Below are 14806 nucleotides of genomic sequence, written 5' to 3'. Positions count from 1 at the left end.
AGAGGCGGTGGGAAAATTCGCCCATCTGTTGCAGATGGGCGAAAAGGAAGGTTTAGTCGCACTGCACCTTAATGGCCAGACCGCCGCGCGAAGTCTCACGGTACTTCGCGTTCATGTCCTTGCCGGTTTCGTACATGGTTTCAATAACCTTATCCAGTGACACGCGTGGCTCGCTGGTACGGCGCATCGCCATACGCGAGGCGTTGATCGCTTTGACGGAGGCGATGGCGTTACGCTCAATGCACGGTACCTGCACCTGGCCGGCAACCGGGTCACAGGTCAGACCGAGGTTGTGCTCCATGCCGATTTCCGCCGCCACGCACACCTGCTCAGGGCTTGCGCCCAGCAGTTCCGCCAGACCGGCCGCCGCCATAGAGCAGGCCACGCCCACTTCACCCTGACAGCCTACTTCGGCACCGGAGATGGAGGCATTCATCTTGTACAGCGCGCCGATAGCGCCTGCCGCGAGGAAATAACGGATATAGATCTCCGGTGTCACGGGCTCAATAAAGTGATCGTAGTAGGCCAGCACCGCCGGAACGATACCGCACGCGCCGTTGGTTGGCGCCGTCACCACGCGACCACCCGCTGCGTTCTCTTCGTTAACCGCCAGCGCAAACATGTTCACCCAGTCAACCACATTCATAGGGTCATTGGAGAATTTGTCGGTGGTGACCAGCATACGGCGAAGCGCAGAGGCACGACGCGGCACACGCAGTGGCCCAGGCAGAACCCCCTCGGTGTTCATCCCGCGGTCAATACAGGCGCGCATGGTTTGCCACACGTTAGCAAAATAGTCTTCGATCTCTTTCTTGCTGTGCAGCGCCAGTTCGTTCTGCATCACCATGCCGGAGAGGGAGAGACCGGTCTCTTTGCAATAGGCCAACATCTCGGTGGCAGATTTAAACGGATAGGGCACATTCACATCGCCCGCGCTCTCTTTGCCAAAGTGTTCTTCGTCAACGATAAAGCCGCCGCCGATGGAGTAGTAGGTTTTACTGTAGATCTCTTTTTCGCCGCTCCAGGCGTGGATGGTCATACCGTTTTCATGCAGCGGCAGGTTGTCGCTACGAAAACGCATCCCGTCATCCTGCGGGAAGTCCACTTCGTGCTGACCGTTAGCCAGCAGCAGACGACCGCGCGTTTCCACGTCGCGGATAAATGCCGGAATGGCATCAATATCAACTGTGTCCGGCATATTGCCCGCCAGACCCATAATAATGGCGATATCGGTGTGGTGGCCTTTACCCGTTAATGACAGTGAACCGTAAACGTCTACGGCGACACGGGTAACGCTTTCCAGTAATCCTTTTTCGACCAGATCATCGACGAACTGTTTACCGGCCTTCATCGGCCCTACAGTGTGGGAAGAAGATGGACCAATCCCCACTTTGAACATGTCGAATATACTAATCACTTTCACACTCCTGACAGGGTTACTGGGGTTCCAGTAACGATGTTATAACTGCGCATAGTGTAAGAGGGAACACTAACCTCGGCTTAACTATTCACATGAATTAAACTAATGGTTAACGATGGTTTAGCTAATAGCGCGACGCCGATCGCAAACCTGCCAGAAAAGGGTGGAATGTAAAGTATAGTCAAGGCTTCAGGCCGATTTGTAGCGCAAGCTCACGAATGATGCCTGCCGTCATGCCCCAGACAAAATAATGCTGATACCACGACAGCCAGACCCGATGATCGTGCCCGCGGCGGTGAATATCCAGAGGATGATAGCGGCCCAGACGAAGGGCCTCTTCAAGCGGCATTTCGAACACCGCTGAAACTTCATCGACGCTGGCGTGATACTGAAGATCGGGCGGAATAATGCCGACGACCGGCGTAACCTGAAAACCGGTTACGCTGTCCACTGGCGGCAGCACGCCAATTACCTCGACCGCCTCCGGGGGGATCGCCACCTCCTCATGCGCTTCGCGCAGCGCGGCGGCAATCAGGGAAGCATCGGTGCTGTCCACCGCGCCGCCCGGAAACGCAACCTGACCGGCGTGTTTTCGCATATGCGGTGAGCGCTGGGTAAGCAACAGACCCGGCTGTTCACGACGCACGACCGGGATCAGTACCGCCGCCTGACGTTGATTCAGCGCGGCGCGGTTAACCTGGGGCCGCAGAAGCTGAAAACGCGACAGAAAATCATCCAGCGTCAGGTTGTCTTTCTTCACCGTGAGTTCTCCAGTTGTTTCAGGATACGATTCACTTTATCAAAGGTTTCCTGATATTCCGCCCCGGCCTGGCTGTCGGCTACAATGCCGCCGCCTGCGGAACAGTAAAGGTTACCATCGCAGGCCGTCAGGGTGCGAATAGTGATGCTGGTATCCATGGTTCCGCACAGGCTCACATAGCCGATGCTGCCGCACCAGGCGTTGCGGCGATGCGGTTCCAGTTCGTCGATGATCTCCATCGCGCGGACCTTCGGCGCGCCGGTGATGGAGCCGCCCGGAAACGCGGCGCGGAGCAGATCGCAGGCGGTCCGCGAGGCCGGCAGGCGTGCAGTGATAGTACTGACCAGATGATGTACCGCCGGGAAAGGCTCCACAACGAACAGCTCCGGCACGCGCACGCTGCCCGGCTCGGCGACGCGGCCAATATCATTGCGCATCAGATCGACAATCATCAGGTTTTCAGCGCGATCTTTCGGCGAGGCCGCCAGCGTCTCCGCCTGCTGGCGGTCGGCGTTAGCATCGGCAAGGCGCGGCAGGGTGCCCTTGATCGGGCGGGTCTGAATAATACCGTCAGCCAGATGAATAAAACGCTCAGGCGAAAGGCTGAGGATGGCGCCGTGTTCAAGGCGTAAAAATGCGCTAAACGGGGCCTTATTGCTGGCATTGAGGCGAGTAAATGCCTGCCATTCGTCTCCCCGGTACGCCGCCTGGAAACGCTGGGCAAGGTTGACCTGATAACAGTCGCCGCTGTGAAGATACGCCTGCACGCGAGAGAATTTTTCCGCATATTCCGCCGCGCTCATGTTCGAGTGCCAGCCGGAGGTCAGCATAAAGTGTTCCGCTGTGGCGGGCCGTTGCGCCTCAAGCCAGGCCAGACGCGCCTGCACGTCTCGGTGGCTAAGCAGGGAAACAGTCTGCTTACGGTGATCCACGATTAGCGCCCAGTCATACAGCCCCACCGCCATATCCGGCAGGGAAATATCCGCCTGCGCATGCTCGGGCAGCTTTTCGAAACGGCGACCCAGATCGTAACCAAACAGGCCCAGCGCGCCCCCCTGGAAAGGCAGATCCGGATCCGGTGTGGCAGATAAGCCCAGAGCATGGATCTCGTTCTGAAGCCGCATCAGCGGATCGTCCGTGGGTGACAGCGCATCGGTCGTCAGCGTTTTAACCGGGTCGGCCACCAGAATATCAAAGCGGCTGTAGGGGTGATCCGCATGCCCGGAGTGCAGCAGCATGGCAAAAGGAAGGTGGCTCAGACGGGCAAACCAGAACTCGGCGGCGTCTGCACGCCAGGGTAAGGTCATAACAGTGGGGAAGCGCATGTTCATGTATGGCATACTACCGGGTAGCGTGAAATAATTAGCGCGAATAATTTAGCAGGAGTTAACGATGTTTGCAGGTTTACCTTCTCTCAGTCATGACCAACAGCAGAAAGCGGTAGAGCGGATTCAGGAACTGATGGGCCAGGGTATGAGCAGCGGAGAAGCGATCACCGTCGTCGCTCAGGAAATTCGCGCCAGTCATACCGGCGAGCGGATAGTGGCGCGATTTGAAGATGAAGATGAATAACCGGGCTTAAACTGCCGCGATAATCTTAATCTCCACCTTATACTCCGGTTTCATCAGCGTGGCCTGTACGGTGCAGCGTACAGGCGCGTGACCCGCCACTACCCACGCATCCCAGGCTTTATTCATCTCCGCGAAGTCGTCTTTATTCGCCAGGAAAATCGTCGCGTCCAGAATGCGGGATTTATCGCTGCCCTGTTTTTCCAGTACGGCGTCGATCTGCGCCAGGGTGTTAGCGGTTTGCTCGAAGGCGTCGGCGTCCAGATTGGCAGGGACACCGGTGTAGTACAGCGTCTGGTTGTGGATCACCACATCAGACCAGCGGGCTTCGGCATCAATGCGCGTAATTGTCATAAACGTATCCTCGTTATCTTTCATCGTCAGGCGGCAAGACTGCCATATTGTTCCGCCGTCGTCACTATTTAGGGTGGCACCGGAGAGAAGGGGCTGACATAATCCCTGTGCAAAAATACAGTGAGAGAACACCGTGGCAGACGATTTTTCCCCTGAAGGTCAGTTAGCACAGGCAATTCCCGGTTTTAAACCGCGCGAACCCCAACGTCAGATGGCGCATGCCGTCGCACACGCCATCGACAAGGCGCAGCCGCTGGTTGTGGAGGCCGGCACCGGTACGGGGAAAACCTACGCTTACCTCGCTCCTGCGCTGCGGGCGAAAAAAAAGGTGATCATCTCTACGGGATCAAAAGCGCTCCAGGATCAGCTCTACAGCCGCGACTTACCCACGGTGGCGAAAGCGCTAAAATACAAAGGGCGTCTGGCCTTGCTGAAAGGGCGTTCTAACTATCTGTGTCTGGAGCGTCTCGAACAGCAGGCACTGGCGGGCGGTGACCTGCCGGTACAAACACTCAGCGATGTGATCGTCCTGCGCGCCTGGGCCAACCAGACGGAGGAGGGGGACATCAGCACCTGTGCGAGCGTGCCGGAAGACTCCCCGGCCTGGCCGCTGGTGACCAGCACCAACGACAACTGCCTCGGCAGCGACTGCCCGCTGTATAAAGACTGCTTTGTGGTGAAAGCGCGTAAAACGGCGATGGAAGCCGATGTGGTGGTGGTGAACCATCACCTGTTTCTTGCGGATATGGTGGTCAAGGACAGTGGTTTCGGCGAGCTGATCCCGGAGGCGGAGGTGATGATCTTCGATGAAGCCCATCAGCTACCGGACATCGCCAGCCAGTATTTTGGCCAGTCGCTCTCCAGCCGTCAGCTTCAGGATCTGGCGAAAGATATTACCATTGCCTATCGCACCGAGCTCAAAGATACCCAGCAGTTGCAGAAGTGCGCGGACCGCCTGGCGCAGTGCGCACAGGATTTCCGCTTACAGCTTGGCGAGCCGGGCTATCGCGGCAACCTGCGCGAACTGCTCGCGGACAAAAATATCCAGCGCGCGCTGCTGCTGCTCGATGATGCCCTTGAACTCTGTTACGACGTGGCGAAGCTGTCCCTCGGACGTTCAGCGCTGCTGGACGCCGCCTTCGAGCGGGCCACGCTCTACCGTGGGCGGCTGAAGCGGCTGAAAGAGATCAACCAGCCGGGCTACAGCTACTGGTATGAATGTACCTCGCGCCACTTTACCCTGGCGCTCACGCCGCTGACCGTTGCCGATAAATTCAAAGAGGTGATGGCGCAAAAGCCCGGCACCTGGGTCTTTACCTCGGCCACGCTGTCGGTCAACGACGATCTGCACCACTTTACCGAGCGTCTCGGCATTGAGCAGGCTGAATCCTTACTCCTCCCAAGCCCGTTCGACTATGAGAAACAGGCGCTGCTGTGCGTGCCACGCAATCTGCCGCTGCCTAACCAGCCAGGGGCGGCGCGCCATCTGGCGGCCATGCTAAAGCCGATGATTGAGGCCAACAACGGACGCTGCTTTATGCTCTGCACCTCTCACGCCATGATGCGCGATCTGGCCGAGCAGTTCCGCGCGACCATGACGTTGCCGGTGCTGTTGCAGGGGGAAACCAGCAAAGGCCAGCTGCTCCAGCAGTTTGTCAGCGCCGGTAATGCCCTGCTGGTGGCGACCAGCAGCTTCTGGGAAGGGGTGGACGTGCGCGGCGATACGCTCTCGCTGGTGATTATCGATAAGCTGCCATTCACATCGCCGGACGATCCGCTCCTGAAAGCACGCATGGAGGACTGCCGTCTGCGCGGGGGCGATCCGTTCGACGACGTCCAGTTGCCGGACGCGGTTATCACGCTTAAACAGGGGGTAGGGCGACTGATACGCGACGTCACCGACCGCGGAGTGCTGGTGATCTGCGACAATCGCCTGGTGATGCGTCCCTACGGCGCCACCTTCCTCGCCAGCCTGCCGCCTGCGCCGCGCACACGGGATATTAAACGCGCGGTCCGCTTCCTGGCGAACCCGACGGCGGAGTAATTCTTCCCGGAGTGTGTTAAGATGCGCGCCATTTTGTGACTGACCATTGCGAGAGCGCGACGACTGATGCGAATTCTGGCTATTGATACCGCGACAGAGGCCTGTTCCGTTGCCCTGTGGAACGACGGTACGACTTTTGCTCATTTCGAAGAGTGCCCACGGGAACACACCCAACGTATTCTGCCCCTGGTAAAAACCATTTTAACCGAGGGCAACACCGCCCTGACTGACCTCGACGCGCTGGCCTACGGCCGTGGCCCGGGCAGCTTTACGGGCGTACGTATCGGGATTGGCATTGCGCAGGGGCTGGCGCTGGGCGCTGACCTGCCGATGATCGGCGTTTCAACGCTTGCGACTATGGCTCAGGGTGCCTGGCGCATGACCGGTGCCAGCCGCGTGCTGGCCGCGATTGATGCCCGCATGGGTGAAGTCTACTGGGCGGAGTACACCCGTGACGAAAACGGCGTCTGGCACGGCGAAGAGTCGGAAGCCGTGCTTAAACCTGAAGCCGTCACCGAGCGCCTGAAACAGCTCACCGGTGAGTGGGCGACGGTCGGAACCGGCTGGCCGGCATGGCCTGAGATGGCGAAGGACACCGGCCTTACGCTGGTGGATGGTAACATGCTCCTGCCTGCCGCCGAAGATATGTTGCCTGTTGCCTGTCAGCAGCTTGCCGCAGGAAAAACCGTGGCCGTTGAACACGCCGAGCCGGTTTATTTACGAAACACCGTCGCATGGAAGAAACTTCCTGGCCGCGAGTGAATCTCAGTAACAGGAACTGAGAAAAAGGAGTCGCATCATGGCGGTTCAGACTAAAGTTGTACGCTTTTTTATGGCAGGCGCGGTTGCCATAGCACTGAGCGGGTGCGTCACCGTTCCTGATGCGATCAAGGGCACCAGCCCGACGCCACAGCAGGATCTGGTACGCGTGATGAATGCTCCGGAGCTGTATGTCGGGCAGGAAGCGCGCTTTGGCGGCAAGGTGGTTGAAGTGCTAAACCAGCAGGGGAAAACCCGGCTGGAGATTGCCACCGTTCCACTGGACAGCGGCGCACGGCCTGTTCTGGGTGAAGCCTCGCGCGGGCGGATCTACGCTGACGTCAGCGGCTTCCTCGATCCGGTAGATTTCCGCGGGCAGCTGGTGACCGTCGTCGGGCCGATTACCGGTTCGGTGGCGGGGAAAATCGGCAATACGCCATACAAATTTATGACCATGCAGGTGAACGGCTATAAACGCTGGCGTATCGCCCAGCAGGTGGTGATGCCGCCACAGCCAATCGATCCGTGGATGTGGGGTCCGCATCCGTATCGTTACGGCTACGGTGGCTGGGGTTGGTACAATCCAGGCCCTGCACAGGTTCAAACAATTGTAACTGAGTAAGTTACTGTTATTGTTAGGAAAGAGACAGCGGCTCAGCCGCTGTCTCTGTTTTTTTACGGACAAAACGAAAAAAAAGAGTGACGCGCTTCGCAACCTGCAATCTGAACAATTAATAAACTGGTACGCTGAGTTAATATAATGTTAACAAACTGTTTATTATCGGGGCTGTGATGACGACGAACACTCATTTCAGAGGTGATGCATTGAAAAAGGTTTGGCTTAACCGTTATCCCGCGGATGTCCCTGCGGAGATCAATCCTGACCGTTATCAATCCCTGATTGAATTATTTGAACACTCGGTACGGCGCTACGCTGACCAGCCCGCATTTGTGAATATGGGCGAAGTGATGACTTTCCGTAAGCTGGAAGAGCGCAGCCGGGCGTTTGCGGCCTATTTACAGGAAGGGTTGGGCTTGCAGAAAGGGGATCGCGTCGCGCTGATGATGCCAAACCTGCTGCAATACCCGGTGGCGCTGTTCGGGATCCTCAGGGCGGGGATGATCGTGGTTAACGTTAACCCGCTCTATACCCCACGCGAGCTGGAACATCAGTTGAATGACAGCGGTGCGGCGGCGATTGTGATTGTCTCCAACTTTGCCCACACGCTGGAAAAAGTCGTTGAAAAAACCCAGGTTAAGCACGTCATCCTGACGCGCATGGGCGACCAGCTCTCTACCGCGAAAGGTACGCTGGTCAACTTTGTCGTGAAATACGTTAAGCGGCTGGTGCCGAAATACCACCTGCCGGATGCCATCTCTTTCCGCCGCGCGCTGCATGCGGGCTATCGGATGCAGTACGTTAAGCCGGAGATCGTGTCAGAAGATCTGGCTTTCCTGCAATACACGGGCGGTACCACCGGCGTGGCTAAAGGGGCGATGCTGACCCATCGTAACATGCTGGCGAACCTTGAACAGGTGAACGCCACCTACGGGCCGCTACTGCACCCGGGCAAGGAGCTGGTGATCACCGCGCTTCCGCTGTATCACATTTTTGCGCTGACCATGAACTGCCTGCTGTTTATCGAGCTTGGCGGTCAAAACGTATTGATCACCAACCCGCGCGACATTCCGGGGCTGGTTAAAGAGCTGGCGAAATACCCGTTCACCGCCATGACCGGCGTGAACACCCTGTTTAACGCGCTGCTTAACAATAAAGAGTTCCAGCAGCTCGATTTCTCCACGCTGCATCTTTCTGCGGGCGGCGGGATGCCGGTTCAGCAGGCGGTTGCCGAGCGCTGGGTAAAACTCACCGGACAGTATCTGCTGGAAGGCTATGGTCTGACGGAGTGCGCCCCGCTGGTCAGCGTCAACCCGCATGACATCGACTACCACAGCGGCAGTATCGGTCTGCCGGTCCCGTCGACGGAAGCTAAACTGGTGGACGATGAGGGTAACGAAGTGCCTCACGGCGAACCGGGCGAGCTGTGCGTCAGAGGGCCGCAGGTGATGCTGGGCTACTGGCAGCGCCCAGATGCCACGGATGAGATCATCAAAGACGGCTGGCTGTACACCGGCGACATCGCGGTGATGGATGACGAAGGTTTTCTGCGTATCGTCGATCGCAAGAAAGACATGATCCTCGTATCCGGTTTCAACGTCTATCCGAACGAAATCGAAGACGTGGTGATGCAGCACAGCGGCGTGCTGGAAGTGGCAGCGGTGGGGGTTCCTTCCGGCAGCAGTGGTGAAGCGGTGAAGATATTTGTGGTCAAGAAAGATCCTTCTCTTACCGAGGAAGCGCTGATAACGTTTTGTCGCCGGCAGCTGACGGGCTATAAAGTGCCGAAGCTGGTGGAATTCCGCGATGAGCTGCCGAAATCCAACGTCGGGAAGATATTACGACGAGAATTACGTGACGAAGCCCGTGCCAAAGTGGACAATAAGGCCTGAGCTTCACGTTAATCGCCCAGACGCCGGTTAAGCCGGCGTTTTTTATGGGCGCAAACAAAAGAGAGTCCGATTTGAATTACCAGATGATCACTACCAACGACGAGCTGGCTTCGCTGTGCGAGGTGACGCGTGATTTCCCCGCTATCGCCCTGGATACGGAATTTGTCCGTACCCGCACGTACTACCCGCAGCTGGGCCTGATCCAGATGTATGACGGCAAACACGTGTCGTTGATTGACCCCCTCGGCATTACCGACTGGGCGCCAATGCGCGAGCTGTTGCTTGATACCGCCGTGACCAAATATCTGCACGCCGGCAGTGAAGATCTGGAAGTCTTTCTCAATACCTTTGGCATCATGCCGCAGCCGCTGATTGATACCCAGATCCTCGCGGCGTTCAGCGGTCGTCCGCTCTCCTGGGGCTTCGCGGCGATGGTGGAAGAGTACACCGGTCTGACGCTGGATAAGAGCGAATCGCGTACCGACTGGCTCGCGCGCCCGCTGACGGCGCGTCAGCTTGAATACGCCGCGGCAGATGTATTCTACCTGCTGCCGATTGCTGGCCAGCTTATGAAAGAGGCTGAGGCGTCCGGTTGGCTGTCTGCCGCCCTGGACGAGTGCCGCATGACGCAGCAGCGTCGTCAGGAAGTGGTTGATCCGAAAGAGGCCTGGCGTGACATCACTAACGCCTGGCAGCTGCGCACCCGTCAACTGGCCTGTCTGCAACTGCTGGCTGACTGGCGGCTGCGTAAAGCGCGTGAGCGCGATCTGGCGGTAAACTTCGTGGTGCGTGAAGAACACCTGTGGGCGGTAGCGCGCTATATGCCGGGTAGCCTTGGCGAACTGGACAGCATTGGCCTTTCCGGGAGTGAGATCCGTTTCCACGGTAAAACGCTGCTCGCGCTGGTAGAGAAAGCTCAGCAGCTGCCGGAGGACGCACTGCCAGAACCACTGCTTAACCTGATGGATATGCCGGGCTACCGCAAGGCGTTCAAAGATATCAAAGCGCTGGTGCAGACGGTGGCGGGGGAAAGCAAACTGAGTGCCGAACTGCTGGCTTCACGTCGTCAGATTAACCAGCTGCTGAACTGGCACTGGAAGTTGAAACCGCAAAATGGTTTACCTGAACTGGTCGCCGGATGGCGGGGGGAACTGATGGCTGAACGCCTGAATACCCTGCTGGAAGGGTATCCGCGGTAAAGAATTGTAGCCCCGGTAAGCGTCGCGCCACCGGGGAAATTGCCGGGCGGTACGATGCTTGCCCGGCCTACAAAACCACAAACGGATTAACGCGACTCTTCCGCTTCCGGAAGCGTCACGTTCAGCTCCAGAATCGAAATATCCCCGTCTTTTTGCTCCAGCTGAACGGTGACCATTTCCGGGTCAATCTGCACGTATTTGCAGATCACTTCCAGAATGTCTTTGCGCAGCTGCGGCAGGTAGTGCGGTTCGGCGTCGCTACGACGACGTTCCGCCACAATGATTTGCAGACGTTCTTTTGCGATGTTGGCGGTGCTTTTTTTCCGCGAGAGAAAAAAGTCCAGTAATGCCATAACTTATCCTCCGAACAGGCGTTTGAGGAAACCTTTCTTCTCTTCTTCAATGAAGCGGAAAGGACGTTCTTCTCCCAGCAGACGGTCAACGGTATCCGCATACGCTTTACCCGCGTCTGCCTGTGTATCCAGGATCACGGGCTCACCCTGGTTAGAGGCGCGCAATACGGACTGATCTTCCGGGATCACGCCAACCAGTTTGATGCGCAGGATCTCCAGCACGTCTTCCATGCTCAGCATGTCACCTTTGTTCACCCGACCCGGGTTGTAGCGGGTCAGCAGAAGGTGCTCTTTGATCGGCTCCTGGCCATTTTCCGCGCGACGAGATTTCGAGGCCAGAATGCCGAGAATACGGTCGGAGTCACGTACTGACGAGACTTCCGGGTTAGTAGTGATGATGGCTTCATCCGCGAAGTAGAGCGCCATCAGCGCGCCGGTTTCGATACCGGCCGGGGAGTCGCAGACCACGAAGTCGAACTCCATCTTTTTCAGATCGTCGAGCACCTTTTCCACGCCTTCACGGGTCAGCGCGTCTTTATCACGGGTCTGGGACGCCGGGAGAATGTAGAGGTTCTCGGTACGCTTATCTTTAATTAGCGCCTGGTTAAGCGTGGCATCGCCCTGAATGACGTTCACGAAGTCATACACCACGCGACGCTCGCAACCCATGATCAGGTCCAGGTTACGCAGACCGATATCGAAGTCGATTACGACGGTTTTCTTTCCCTTCTGGGCCAAACCAGTAGCGATGGCCGCGCTGGAGGTGGTCTTGCCAACGCCTCCTTTACCCGAAGTCACAACAATAATGCGTGCCATAGAAATTCCTTGTTAAAAGGGATCAATTTAACGGTTGAACGGTCAAAGCGTTATCTGCCAGCTGCAGACGAGCCGCTTTGCCATAAAATTCGGCTGGGATTTTATCGCTCAGCCAATATTCACCTGCGATAGACACCAGTTCTGCCGTCAGGTGAGTACAAAAAATTTGTGCTTCTCGATCGCCGCTGGCGCCCGCAAGCGCACGCCCACGCATCATACCGTAAACGTGAATATTGCCGTCTGCAATCAGTTCTGCGCCCGCACTGACGTGGCTTGTAACAATCAGATCACAGTTTGGCGCATAAATGCGCTGACCGGAACGAACCGGCAGATCAATCAATCGCGTTTTTGTGACTGGGGCTACATTTTGCGCCGAAGGCGGGGGAGCGGGAACGGTTGCAGGCGTTGCGCGCGGGGATTTTTCTCTACCCTCGTTTAACAAGGGCAAACCCGCGCGTTCAATTTCGGCTTTTAACTCTGCGTCTTTACAGCCGCTTATACCCACGATGCGCAACCCCGTGGAGACGACGGCCTGCTGGAGTCGCTTCCAGTTAACCGGCCCCTCAAGGTCGCTTACATTGACGACAACAGGAGCATGCTTAAGAAAAGCGGGAGCCTGCGCGATTTTGTCTTCTAACGCCTGACGAATAACCTCGGGTTTTGCATCATGCAAATGAACCACTGATAAGGTGAAGCTACTGCCTTTAAGCTCGATGGGCGTATTTGACATCCTGGCCTTACTCAATTTGCTATTAACCGCAACACATCGCCGCGATATTCCGAAGAGTATCAGGCATGTTATAGTCAGGAGTATATTGAGGCAAGCAACCACCCATTAATTCAGAGTAAAAACATGTTTTGTGTGATCTACAGAAGTACCAGCCGCGACCAGACCTACCTTTATGTCGAAAAGAAAGACGATTTTTCCCGCGTGCCTGAGGAATTAATGAAAAGCTTTGGCCGACCGCAACTGGCGATGCTGCTGCCGCTGGACGGCCGTAAGAAGCTGGTGAACGCCGATCTGGAGAAAGTCAAAAAGGCGTTAACCGAGCAGGGCTATTATTTACAGCTTCCGCCGCCACCGGAGAATTTATTAAAACAGCATCTTGAGGTGAGCGGAAAGAAATAAGCCCGGGTCATTCCGGGAACAACTCATCAACCGATTAGGGGTCGACCATGTATCAACATCATAACTGGCAAGGTGCATTACTGGATTATCCCGTAAGCAAAGTGATCTGCGTGGGCAGCAACTATGCAAAACATATTCAGGAGATGGGCAGCGCCGTGCCGGATGAGCCGGTTCTGTTTATTAAGCCAGAAACCGCACTGTGCGATATTCGCCAGCCGCTGGTTCTGCCGCAGGGGCTGGGCTCGGTGCATCATGAAGTGGAGCTGGCGGTGCTGATCGGCGCGACGCTGCGCCAGGCGACCGAAGAGCATGTAGAGAAAGCGATTGCGGGTTACGGTGTCGCGCTCGACCTGACCCTGCGCGACGTCCAGAGCAAAATGAAGAAAGCGGGGCAGCCGTGGGAAAAAGCCAAGGGCTTTGACAATTCATGCCCGATTTCCGGTTTCGTTCCGGTGAGTGAATTTACCGACGATCCGCAGAATACGCCCCTCAGCCTGAAGGTCAACGGCGAGATCCGCCAGCAGGGGACGACCGCTGACATGATCCATAAGATCGTTCCGCTGATTGCCTACATGAGCCGCTTCTTCACCCTGAAACCCGGCGACGTGATCCTTACCGGCACTCCGGAAGGTGTGGGGCCGCTGCACAGTGGCGACGAGCTGGACGTCAGTTTTAACGGCCTGTCGCTGAAAACCCGCGTGCTGTAAAAGCACCTTGCCGCCTGAAAAGGGCGGCAAAACTTGCATCAACGTGCCAGACTCGTTATAAGGTGCGCTCTATTTTGACGTGTGGACATCCCGATGAACGACATTCCTTTCTGGCAAAGCAAAACTCTCGACGACATGACCGACGCGGAGTGGGAATCGTTGTGTGACGGCTGTGGGCAGTGCTGCCTGCATAAGCTGATGGATGAAGATTCGGATGAGATCTATTTCACCAACGTAGCCTGCAAGCAGTTAAACATCAAAACCTGCCAGTGCCGCAACTACGAGCGCCGTTTCGACTATGAGCCGGACTGCATCAAGTTAACCCGTGAAAATCTGCCGACCTTTGAGTGGCTGCCGCATACCTGCGCGTATCGCCTGCTGGCGGAAGGTAAAGATCTGCCCACATGGCATCCGCTGTTGACGGGGTCGAAAGCGGCGATGCACGGCGAGCGTATTTCCGTGCGCCACATTGCGGTGAAAGAGTCCGAGGTGCAGGACTGGGAAGACCACATTATGAATCACCCTAATCGGTGATAATAAAAAACCCGCCGAGGCGGGTTTTTTATTGTGCGCAATTTTGTCGAGTGGTGCTGCGCTTACCCGACCTACAAAACTGACGTTGCCGTTTTGCTTTTACCTTCCAAAAAGATCGCGTTTCTTTGGCTTGAACGGCTGGGCAATCAGCACCAGCAGCGCTACCACGAAGTAGGCGACAAAAATGCCCACCAGCCACTGCGGCATCTCCAGCGTCAGAAACTCCCACTGGCGTACAGAGCAGTCACCGGAGGCCACAAACACCTGCGGCAGCCATTTATCCAGCGGCAGCCAGCTCGGGAAGCGGGCCGCAAAGTCGCAGGTCATAAACGGCGACGGGTGAAGCTGCATCTGGGTGTGCTCCCAGGCAAGCGCAATCCCTTTCCCGGCGCTGTACAGCCAGATGGCAATTGCGGCATAGCGTAACGGTGTTTTAGGTGCAATCGCACCTACCAGACCCGCGCCCATAATGCCGAACAGCGCACAACGCTCATAAATACACAGGACGCAAGGTTTCAGCCCCATCACATGCTGAAACCACAGCGCGACCATTTCCAGCGCAAAGGCGGTCAGGGCCATCAACAACCACGCTCCGCGACCGCGTGAGCACTGGTTCAAAAATCGCAACATAATCATTTCCCTGGAACATGC

The 14806-nt window shown here is 56.7% G+C and carries 17 protein-coding genes; 9 read left to right on the top strand and 8 right to left on the bottom strand.

Annotated features, from left to right (window positions below; translation table 11 throughout):
• Window positions 1–52: 52 nt before the first annotated feature.
• The 3 genes from sdaA to pabB all read right to left on the bottom strand — a co-directional run bounded on the left by sdaA (window position 53) and on the right by pabB (window position 3511).
• On the bottom strand, window positions 53–1417 hold the full coding sequence (sdaA, locus tag C3451_RS09190; protein ID WP_022648444.1) for an L-serine ammonia-lyase: 1365 nt from the start codon (window positions 1415–1417) through the stop codon (window positions 53–55).
• 184 nt (window positions 1418–1601) lie between these two features.
• Window positions 1602–2180, bottom strand: a complete 579-nt coding sequence (locus C3451_RS09185; RefSeq protein ID WP_022648443.1) for a CoA pyrophosphatase — start codon at window positions 2178–2180, stop codon at window positions 1602–1604.
• The gene (pabB, locus tag C3451_RS09180) at window positions 2177–3511 is read right to left on the bottom strand and encodes an aminodeoxychorismate synthase component 1 (protein WP_032622420.1); all 1335 of its coding nucleotides are present in this window, start codon (window positions 3509–3511) and stop codon (window positions 2177–2179) included. The genes C3451_RS09185 and pabB overlap by 4 nt, the downstream gene beginning before the upstream one ends.
• 61 nt (window positions 3512–3572) lie before the next feature.
• On the opposite strand from pabB, the gene C3451_RS09175 reads away from it, so the two are divergent.
• The gene (locus C3451_RS09175; RefSeq protein ID WP_022648441.1) at window positions 3573–3752 is read left to right on the top strand and encodes a YoaH family protein; all 180 of its coding nucleotides are present in this window, start codon (window positions 3573–3575) and stop codon (window positions 3750–3752) included.
• 6 nt (window positions 3753–3758) lie between these two features.
• On the opposite strand, the gene C3451_RS09170 is transcribed toward C3451_RS09175, so the two are convergent.
• Complete coding sequence (locus C3451_RS09170) at window positions 3759–4103, bottom strand: RidA family protein (protein ID WP_022648440.1); 345 nt, start codon at window positions 4101–4103, stop codon at window positions 3759–3761.
• 133 nt (window positions 4104–4236) lie between these two features.
• Between C3451_RS09170 and C3451_RS09165 the strand changes: the two genes are divergently transcribed.
• The 5 genes from C3451_RS09165 (at window position 4237) to rnd (ending at window position 10616) form a co-directional block, all read left to right on the top strand.
• A complete protein-coding gene (locus C3451_RS09165; RefSeq protein WP_023300349.1) occupies window positions 4237–6147 on the top strand; it encodes an ATP-dependent DNA helicase in 1911 nt (636 codons plus the stop codon).
• Between the two features lie 66 nt (window positions 6148–6213).
• Window positions 6214–6909, top strand: coding sequence for a tRNA (adenosine(37)-N6)-threonylcarbamoyltransferase complex dimerization subunit type 1 TsaB (gene tsaB / locus C3451_RS09160; RefSeq protein WP_023300348.1), 696 nt, complete (start codon window positions 6214–6216; stop codon window positions 6907–6909).
• A gap of 37 nt (window positions 6910–6946) precedes the next feature.
• A complete protein-coding gene (locus C3451_RS09155; RefSeq protein ID WP_023300347.1) occupies window positions 6947–7528 on the top strand; it encodes a Slp family lipoprotein in 582 nt (193 codons plus the stop codon).
• A gap of 203 nt (window positions 7529–7731) precedes the next feature.
• On the top strand, window positions 7732–9417 hold the full coding sequence (gene fadD / locus C3451_RS09150) for a long-chain-fatty-acid--CoA ligase FadD (RefSeq protein WP_074134606.1): 1686 nt from the start codon (window positions 7732–7734) through the stop codon (window positions 9415–9417).
• Window positions 9418–9500: 83 nt separating this feature from the next.
• Window positions 9501–10616, top strand: a complete 1116-nt coding sequence (rnd, locus tag C3451_RS09145) for a ribonuclease D (protein ID WP_123059168.1) — start codon at window positions 9501–9503, stop codon at window positions 10614–10616.
• Window positions 10617–10702: 86 nt separating this feature from the next.
• On the opposite strand, the gene minE is transcribed toward rnd, so the two are convergent.
• Genes minE through minC form a run of 3 tightly spaced genes read right to left on the bottom strand, consistent with a single transcriptional unit; the run spans window position 10703 to window position 12515 of the window.
• Window positions 10703–10969, bottom strand: a complete 267-nt coding sequence (gene minE / locus C3451_RS09140; RefSeq protein ID WP_003859937.1) for a cell division topological specificity factor MinE — start codon at window positions 10967–10969, stop codon at window positions 10703–10705.
• A 3-nt stretch (window positions 10970–10972) separates the two neighbouring features.
• Window positions 10973–11785, bottom strand: coding sequence for a septum site-determining protein MinD (gene minD / locus C3451_RS09135; protein ID WP_003859938.1), 813 nt, complete (start codon window positions 11783–11785; stop codon window positions 10973–10975).
• A gap of 22 nt (window positions 11786–11807) precedes the next feature.
• Window positions 11808–12515 carry a septum site-determining protein MinC gene (minC, locus tag C3451_RS09130; RefSeq protein WP_023300345.1) on the bottom strand — a complete coding sequence of 236 codons (708 nt, stop codon included), beginning with the start codon at window positions 12513–12515 and terminating at the stop codon, window positions 11808–11810.
• Between the two features lie 123 nt (window positions 12516–12638).
• On the opposite strand from minC, the gene C3451_RS09125 reads away from it, so the two are divergent.
• The 3 genes from C3451_RS09125 (at window position 12639) to C3451_RS09115 (ending at window position 14155) form a co-directional block, all read left to right on the top strand.
• On the top strand, window positions 12639–12914 hold the full coding sequence (locus C3451_RS09125) for a YcgL domain-containing protein (RefSeq protein WP_006810982.1): 276 nt from the start codon (window positions 12639–12641) through the stop codon (window positions 12912–12914).
• 47 nt (window positions 12915–12961) lie between these two features.
• Window positions 12962–13621 (top strand): fumarylacetoacetate hydrolase family protein, encoded by a 660-nt coding sequence (locus C3451_RS09120; RefSeq protein ID WP_022648433.1) that lies wholly within the window; start codon window positions 12962–12964, stop codon window positions 13619–13621.
• Window positions 13622–13714: 93 nt separating this feature from the next.
• Window positions 13715–14155, top strand: a complete 441-nt coding sequence (locus C3451_RS09115; RefSeq protein ID WP_022648432.1) for a YcgN family cysteine cluster protein — start codon at window positions 13715–13717, stop codon at window positions 14153–14155.
• A gap of 99 nt (window positions 14156–14254) precedes the next feature.
• Here C3451_RS09115 and dsbB read toward each other — a convergent pair whose 3' ends face one another.
• Complete coding sequence (gene dsbB, locus C3451_RS09110) at window positions 14255–14785, bottom strand: disulfide bond formation protein DsbB (RefSeq protein WP_032622423.1); 531 nt, start codon at window positions 14783–14785, stop codon at window positions 14255–14257.
• Window positions 14786–14806 lie beyond the last annotated feature (21 nt).

Source organism: Enterobacter sp. 301B, assembly GCF_003850715.1.
GTDB lineage: Bacteria > Pseudomonadota > Gammaproteobacteria > Enterobacterales > Enterobacteriaceae > Enterobacter > Enterobacter intestinihominis.
This window is presented reverse-complemented; position numbering and strand designations above follow the sequence as displayed.

Coding starts and splice junctions, on each gene's coding strand:
- C3451_RS09155 (WP_023300347.1), top strand. CDS start 6,947: ATGGCGGTTCAGACTAAAGTTGTACGCTTTTTTATGGCAGGCGCGGTT.
- C3451_RS09115 (WP_022648432.1), top strand. CDS start 13,715: ATGAACGACATTCCTTTCTGGCAAAGCAAAACTCTCGACGACATGACC.
- minC (WP_023300345.1), bottom strand. CDS start 12,515: ATGTCAAATACGCCCATCGAGCTTAAAGGCAGTAGCTTCACCTTATCA.
- pabB (WP_032622420.1), bottom strand. CDS start 3,511: ATGAACATGCGCTTCCCCACTGTTATGACCTTACCCTGGCGTGCAGAC.
- rnd (WP_123059168.1), top strand. CDS start 9,501: ATGATCACTACCAACGACGAGCTGGCTTCGCTGTGCGAGGTGACGCGT.
- C3451_RS09120 (WP_022648433.1), top strand. CDS start 12,962: ATGTATCAACATCATAACTGGCAAGGTGCATTACTGGATTATCCCGTA.
- C3451_RS09125 (WP_006810982.1), top strand. CDS start 12,639: ATGTTTTGTGTGATCTACAGAAGTACCAGCCGCGACCAGACCTACCTT.
- minD (WP_003859938.1), bottom strand. CDS start 11,785: ATGGCACGCATTATTGTTGTGACTTCGGGTAAAGGAGGCGTTGGCAAG.
- tsaB (WP_023300348.1), top strand. CDS start 6,214: ATGCGAATTCTGGCTATTGATACCGCGACAGAGGCCTGTTCCGTTGCC.
- C3451_RS09170 (WP_022648440.1), bottom strand. CDS start 4,103: ATGACAATTACGCGCATTGATGCCGAAGCCCGCTGGTCTGATGTGGTG.
- minE (WP_003859937.1), bottom strand. CDS start 10,969: ATGGCATTACTGGACTTTTTTCTCTCGCGGAAAAAAAGCACCGCCAAC.
- C3451_RS09175 (WP_022648441.1), top strand. CDS start 3,573: ATGTTTGCAGGTTTACCTTCTCTCAGTCATGACCAACAGCAGAAAGCG.
- dsbB (WP_032622423.1), bottom strand. CDS start 14,785: ATGTTGCGATTTTTGAACCAGTGCTCACGCGGTCGCGGAGCGTGGTTG.